The 6103-nt window shown below is 72.9% G+C and carries 5 protein-coding genes and 1 pseudogene; 5 read left to right on the top strand and 1 reads right to left on the bottom strand.

Translation table 11 applies throughout. From position 1 onward, the window contains the following. Nucleotides 1–662 precede the first annotated feature (662 nt). A pseudogene (locus J7E86_RS10660) lies at nt 663–1447 on the top strand (ferritin-like domain-containing protein). Nucleotides 1448–1462: 15 nt separating this feature from the next. On the opposite strand, the gene corA reads toward J7E86_RS10660, so the two are convergent. Further along, nucleotides 1463–2455: a magnesium/cobalt transporter CorA gene (gene corA, locus J7E86_RS10655; protein WP_215081333.1), complete on the bottom strand. Its 993-nt coding sequence runs from the start codon at nt 2453–2455 to the stop codon at nt 1463–1465. 97 nt (nt 2456–2552) lie between these two features. On the opposite strand from corA, the gene J7E86_RS10650 reads away from it, so the two are divergent. From J7E86_RS10650 to mshC, 4 genes are all read left to right on the top strand, one after another. Further along, complete coding sequence (locus J7E86_RS10650; protein WP_215081332.1) at nt 2553–3266, top strand: histidine phosphatase family protein; 714 nt, start codon at nt 2553–2555, stop codon at nt 3264–3266. A 103-nt stretch (nt 3267–3369) separates the two neighbouring features. Then, complete coding sequence (locus J7E86_RS10645) at nt 3370–3960, top strand: DUF3090 domain-containing protein (protein WP_215081331.1); 591 nt, start codon at nt 3370–3372, stop codon at nt 3958–3960. Continuing rightward, nucleotides 3924–4754: an SCO1664 family protein gene (locus J7E86_RS10640; protein ID WP_215081330.1), complete on the top strand. Its 831-nt coding sequence runs from the start codon at nt 3924–3926 to the stop codon at nt 4752–4754. The genes J7E86_RS10645 and J7E86_RS10640 overlap by 37 nt, the downstream gene beginning before the upstream one ends. A 105-nt stretch (nt 4755–4859) precedes the next feature. Further along, nucleotides 4860–6089, top strand: a complete 1230-nt coding sequence (gene mshC, locus J7E86_RS10635; RefSeq protein ID WP_215081329.1) for a cysteine--1-D-myo-inosityl 2-amino-2-deoxy-alpha-D-glucopyranoside ligase — start codon at nt 4860–4862, stop codon at nt 6087–6089. Nucleotides 6090–6103: the final 14 nt, after the last annotated feature.

The raw sequence follows: 6103 nt of genomic DNA, 5'->3' as shown, positions 1-6103 counted from the left end.
CCTAAGTCACCGGCATTGGGCCTAGGCCGTGTCCGGCGGATCACGTGAGCGGGCGGCTGCGGGGTCGTGTCGTGCGCACCGACCGCTGCGCGGTGGTGTCCTCAATCTCCCCCAGCAACCGCTGGGGGTGCCCCCAACGGGCTGAAAGCGGCTGAGCCCAGCCACAATCAAGCCGGTCCGGCGTTTGAGGACGCGCCCGCAGGGCGCCCGCCGCCGCAGGCGGCAAAGCCGGCCCGCAGTCGAAGACCTGCCGGACACGGCCTAGAGGCGGTGTCCTCAAGCTCCCCCAGCGGGCCGAGGTCGGCTGAGCCCGGCCGGAATCAAGGCCGTCCGGCGATCGAGGACGCGCCCGCGGGGCGCTCGCCGTCGTAGGCAAAGACGGCCGGAGATCCGCCGGACGCCGCTCGGGCGGGAAGGTCTTCGGCCGTGGTGGGGGCTCGGGGTGTCTTCCCCGCCACGGCCGGTACTGAGGACAACGCCTGGGCGGGCGAGGGGTTACGCGCCCGGGCGTCCCGCCGCGGCACGGGCACGGCCGCGCGGGACGTCGCGCATTCGGCCGAGCCGACACCGTCCCCTGTTGCCGCCCTCCGGCCATGGCACTTGACTTTCCCTTCTCGGGTACCCGGACCCCGGAAGCCGTGTCATGAACGGAGGCGAGCGCCGTGCTCTCGGCCAGGAGCCTGTTCCAGGAGATCCTCGACAACGACGAGTCGTACCGGCTCTTCTGCTCCATCGCCGCGAGCGGTGAGGCGCAGGGCGGCTGGGAGAACGGCCGGATCGCCGCCCTCGTGCCCGAGGAGCGCAGCGGGCTCGCGCCCAAGATCGCCCGGCACGGCGCGGACGAGGACAAGCACGGGCGGATCTTCAACGCCCTGCTGCGCAAGCGCGGCCTCGACCCGTTCCGGTGCCGCCCGGGACCGACTACACCATGCTCCTCGAACGCGCCGGCATCGGCCTCGCCCACAGCCTGCTGCGCGGCGAGGCGCGGCTGACCGAGCGGGACGTCGTCGTCTACCTGGCGCACAGCCGGGTCACCGAGCAGCGCGCCGCCGACCAGATGGACATGCTCACCACCTTCTTCGGCGAGCACCCCGAGGTCGGCAAGGCCATCAGGATGATCGCTCACGACGAGGAGAACCACCTCGCCTACTGCCACGAGGAGCTGCTGCGGCTGGCCCGCGAGGGGCACGCCGCCACCATCCGCTCCGTCCTGCGGCGGAGCGCCCTGGCGGAGATCCGCGTCTACCGGGACGTCAGCCTGGCCGTGATGGCGCACATGGGCGCCATCCTGGGCTGGTCCCGCGCCAAGGCCCTCGCCCTGTCCCTGGGCATCCGGGCGGTGTACGTCCACGAGCGGCTCCTCGGCTGGCGCCGCATGGTCACCCTGCGCCCGCCGCGCCGCAGCGACCCGCTGAGCGAGCCCGCCACCGCCGCCGAGTTCGCCTGAGCGGGGCCCTCGCCCTCACAGCCAGCCGCGCCGCTTGAACCAGCGGTGCAGCCAGACCACCACGCCGGCCATCAGCGCGACGGCCGCCGGATAGCCCCACGGCTGCCGCAGCTCCGGCATGTGGTCGAAGTTCATCCCGTAGATCCCGGCGATCATCGTCGGGACCGCCGCCATCGCCGCCCAGGCGGAGATCTTGCGCATGTCGTCGTTCTGCTGGACGCCCATCTGCGCCAAGTGCGCCGAGAGTATGTCGGTCAGCAGCCGGTCCAGCCCGTCCACGGACTCGTTGGCGCGCGTCAGGTGGTCGCCGACGTCGCGGAAGAACGGCTGCGAGCGCTGCGGCACGAACGGCAGGCCCGTCCCCGTCAGCCGCAGCATCGGCTCGGTGAGCGGCCCGGTGGCCCGCCGGAACTCCATCACCTGCCGCTTGAAGTTGTAGATCCGCGAGGCGGTGTTGCGGGTGTCCCCGCCCATGGGGGCGAACACCTCCGCCTCCAGCTCCTCCAGGTCCACCTGGAGCTCGGCGGCCACCTCGATGTACTGGTCCACGATCGCGTCGCTGACCGCGTACAGCACCGAGGTCGGCCCGTGCCGGAGCACCTCCGGCTCCTGCTCCAGCCGCCGGCGCACCTCCGCCAGGGGGCTGCCCTCGCCGTGCCGGACGGTCACCACGAAGGAGTCGCCGACGAACAGCATCAGCTCGCTGGTGGTGACCGTGTCCGCGTCGTCGTCGTAGGTGACCGGCTTGAGCACCACGAAGAGCGAGTCCTCGTAGACCTCCAGCTTCGGCCGCTGGTGCGCGTTGAGCGCGTCCTCCACGGCCAGCGGATGGAGCCCGAACTCGCTGGTGACCAGCTCGAACTCCTTCTCCGTCGGCTCGTGCAGCCCGATCCACAGGAACGAGTCGCCCTGGGCGCGCGCCTCGTCCAGCGCGTCGGAGAAGTCGGCGGGGCCCTCGGTGCGGCGTCCGTCCCGGTAGATAGCGCAGTCCACGATCACGCAGGGCATTCTGCCGCTGATCGCCCCGCCAAAACATTTCCGTCCGCCGGGAACGGGCGGAAAGGGCCCCGTGAGCACCGCCGGAGGCCGACGTAGGCTGGCGGCCATGCCCACGCTGATCCTGGTCCGGCACGGCCGGTCCACCGCCAACACCGGGGGAGTGCTCGCCGGGTGGACGCCCGGCGTCGCCCTGGACGAGCGCGGCGCCGCCCAGGCGGCCGCCCTCCCGGACCGGCTCGCCGAGCTGCCGCTCGCCGCCGTCGTCACCAGCCCGCTCCAGCGCTGCCGGGAGACCCTCGCCCCGCTCCTCGCCGCCCGGCCCGGCCTGCCCGTGCACACCGACGAGCGCGTCGGGGAGTGCCACTACGGCGACTGGGCGGGCCGCAAGATCGCCGAGCTGACCGACGAACCGCTGTGGGAGGTCGTCCAGCGCCACCCCGCCGCCGCGGCCTTCCCCGGCGGCGAGTCCGTACGCGCCATGCAGGCGCGCGCCGTGGACGCCGTGCGCGACTGGAACGCCCGGATCGAGGAGGAGCACGGCGCCGACGCCTGCTACCTCGTGTGCTCGCACGGCGACATCATCAAATCCCTGGTCGCCGACGCCCTCGGCATGCACCTCGACCTCTTCCAGCGGATCGCCGTCGACCCCTGCTCGGTCACCGCCATCCGCTACACCCGCCTGCGCCCCTTCCTCATGCGCCTCGGCGACACCGGCGAGTTGCGCGGCCTGGCCCCGCGCCCGCGGACGCCCGATACGGCGGAGGAGACGGGAGGGGCCGAGGCGGACGGTGTGGTCGGAGGCGGGGCGGGAGCACCGTGATCGCCGTGCGCAGTAGGGTGGTGACGCGGCTCCGTCCGCGTCACCACGCGTGATCCGCCCTCGGAGCGGTAACTCCACCACCGATCTCACATGGAGCAGGACGTTGTCCCGTCAGGTGTTCCTCTATGACCCGCCGGACCGTTTCGTCGCCGGTACGGTCGGGCTGCCGGGCCGCCGCACATTCTTCCTCCAGGCCACCGCGGCCGGCCGGACCACCAGCGTCGCGCTGGAGAAGGCACAGGTCGAGGCGCTCGCCGAGCGCATCGACGAGCTGCTGGACGAGGTCGTCCGGCGCACCGGCGGCAGCGCGCCCGTGCCCGCCGTCGCCCCCGCCGAGCTCGCCGACACGGAGCCGCTGGAGAGCCCCGTCGACGAGGAGTTCCGGGTCGGCACCATGGCCCTGGCCTGGGACGGCGAGGGCGAACGCATGATCGTGGAGGCCCAGGCGCTCGTCGAGCTGGACGCCGACACCGACGAGGACCTGGTCGAGGCGGAGGAGCGCCTGCTCCAGGACGAGACGAACGGCCCGCCGATGCTGCGCGTGCGGCTGACCGGCACCATGGCCCGCGCGTTCGCCAAGCGCGCCCTGGAGGTCGTCAACGCCGGCCGTCCGCCGTGCCCGCTGTGCAGCCTGCCGCTCGACCCGGAGGGACACGTATGTCCGCGCCAGAACGGATACCGCCGCGGAGTGTGACTCCGCACGAACTGCTCACCCTCGGCGAGCTGACGGTGCGTGGGCGGGTCCGCGAGGCGTCCAACGCGGTGCTGTACTGCACGGTCGAGTACGAGGGCGTGAGCGCGGCCTGCGTCTACAAGCCGGTCGCCGGGGAGCGGCCCCTGTGGGACTTCCCCGACGGCACCCTCGCCCAGCGCGAGGTCGCCGCCTACGAGCTGTCCGAGGCCATGGGCTGGGGCCTGGTCCCGCCCACGGTGCTGCGCGACGGCCCGTACGGCCAGGGCATGTGCCAGCTGTGGATCGAGGCCCCCGACGAGGAGACCGCCGACGGCGCGCTCTTGGCCCTCGTCGAGGGCGAGGAGGCGGGGCCGGGCTGGAAGGCCGTCGGCCTCGCCGACGTGGGGGAGGAGCGCACCGCGCTGCTCGTGCACGCCGACGACGTACGGCTGCGCCGGCTCGCCGTCCTCGACGCCGTGATCAACAACGGTGACCGCAAGGGCGGCCACCTGCTGCCCGCCGCGGACGGCCGGCTGTACGCCATCGACCACGGTGTGACGTTCAACGCCGACGACAAGCTGCGCACCCTCCTGTGGGGCTGGGCGAGCGAGCCGCTGCCCGAGGAGGCCATGGAGGCGCTGCGGCGACTTTCGGCCGATCTGGCCGAGGACCGACCGCTCACCGCCCGACTGGCCGAGCTCCTCACTCCGGCCGAAATCCAGGCCCTGCGGGAGCGTGTCGCCGAGCTCCTGCGGACCGGACGGCACCGGGAGCCCAGCGGACAATGGCCGGCCATCCCCTGGCCACCGGTCTGATCCGGCCTTGATGCATATCGGGGGCGGCATGCGCAAGAGTGCCTCTTAGGCCAACAGCCCCATCCGGTTCGTATCCGGAACACGCGTCCGGTTACGCTTCGGAACATGCATGCCTGGCCCGCTTCTGAGGTACCCGCCCTGCCTGGCAGTGGCCGCGACCTCCGGATCCACGACACCGCGACCGGTGGACGGGTGACCCTCGTCCCCGGCCCCGTCGCCCGTATCTATGTCTGCGGCATCACGCCGTACGACGCCACCCACATGGGGCACGCGGCGACCTACAACGCGTTCGACCTCGTGCAGCGCGTGTGGCTCGACACCAAGCGGCAGGTTCACTACGTCCAGAACGTCACCGACGTCGACGACCCGCTGCTGGAGCGGGCGATCCGGGACGGCGAGGACTGGACCGCCCTCGCCGAGCGCGAGACCGCCCTCTTCCGCGAGGACATGACCGCCCTGCGGATGCTCCCGCCGCGCCACTACGTGGGCGCCGTGGAGTCGATACCCAAGATCGTCCCCCTGGTGGAACGGCTGCGCGACGCCGGTGCCGCCTACGAGCTGGAGGGCGACGTCTACTTCTCCGTCGCCTCCGACCCCGCCTTCGGCGGCGTCTCCGGCCTCGACGCGGAGGCCATGCGCCTGCTGTCCGCCGAGCGCGGCGGCGACCCCGAGCGCCCCGGCAAGAAGAACCCCGTCGACCCCATGCTGTGGATGGCCGCCCGCCCGGGCGAGCCCAGCTGGGACGGCGCCTCCCTCGGCCCCGGCCGCCCCGGCTGGCACATCGAGTGCGTCGCCATCGCCCTCGAATACTTCGGCATGGGCTTCGACGTCCAGGGCGGCGGCAGCGACCTGGTCTTCCCGCACCACGAGATGGGCGCCTCGCACGCCCAGGCGCTCACCGGCGAGCACCCCTACGCCCAGACCTACGTGCACGCCGGCATGGTCGCCCTCAACGGCGAGAAGATGTCCAAGTCCAAGGGCAACCTCGTCTTCATCTCCAAGCTGCGCCGGGACGGGGTCGACCCCGTCGCCATCCGCCTGGCCCTGCTCTCCCACCACTACCGCGCCGACTGGGAGTGGACCGACGCCGTGCTGACCGAGGCCGTCGAGCGCCTCGCCCGCTGGCGCGCGGCCGTCTCCCGCCCCGACGGCCCCTCCGCCGACGCCCTCGTCGAGGAGATCCGCGACGCCCTCGCGGACGACCTCGACGCGCCCCGCGCCCTCGCCGCCATCGACCGCTGGGCCGCCGCCCAGGCCGCCGACGGCGGTACGGACGAGGGTGCGCCCGGCCTCGTCTCCCGGGCCGCCGACGCGCTGCTCGGCGTCGCGCTGTGAGCAACTGACCGCAC

The organism is Streptomyces sp. ISL-11 (assembly GCF_018614525.1).
Taxonomy (GTDB): Bacteria; Actinomycetota; Actinomycetes; order Streptomycetales; family Streptomycetaceae; genus Streptomyces.
The sequence above is the reverse complement of the archived record's forward strand: the minus strand, read 5'-3'. Positions and strand labels throughout refer to the sequence as shown.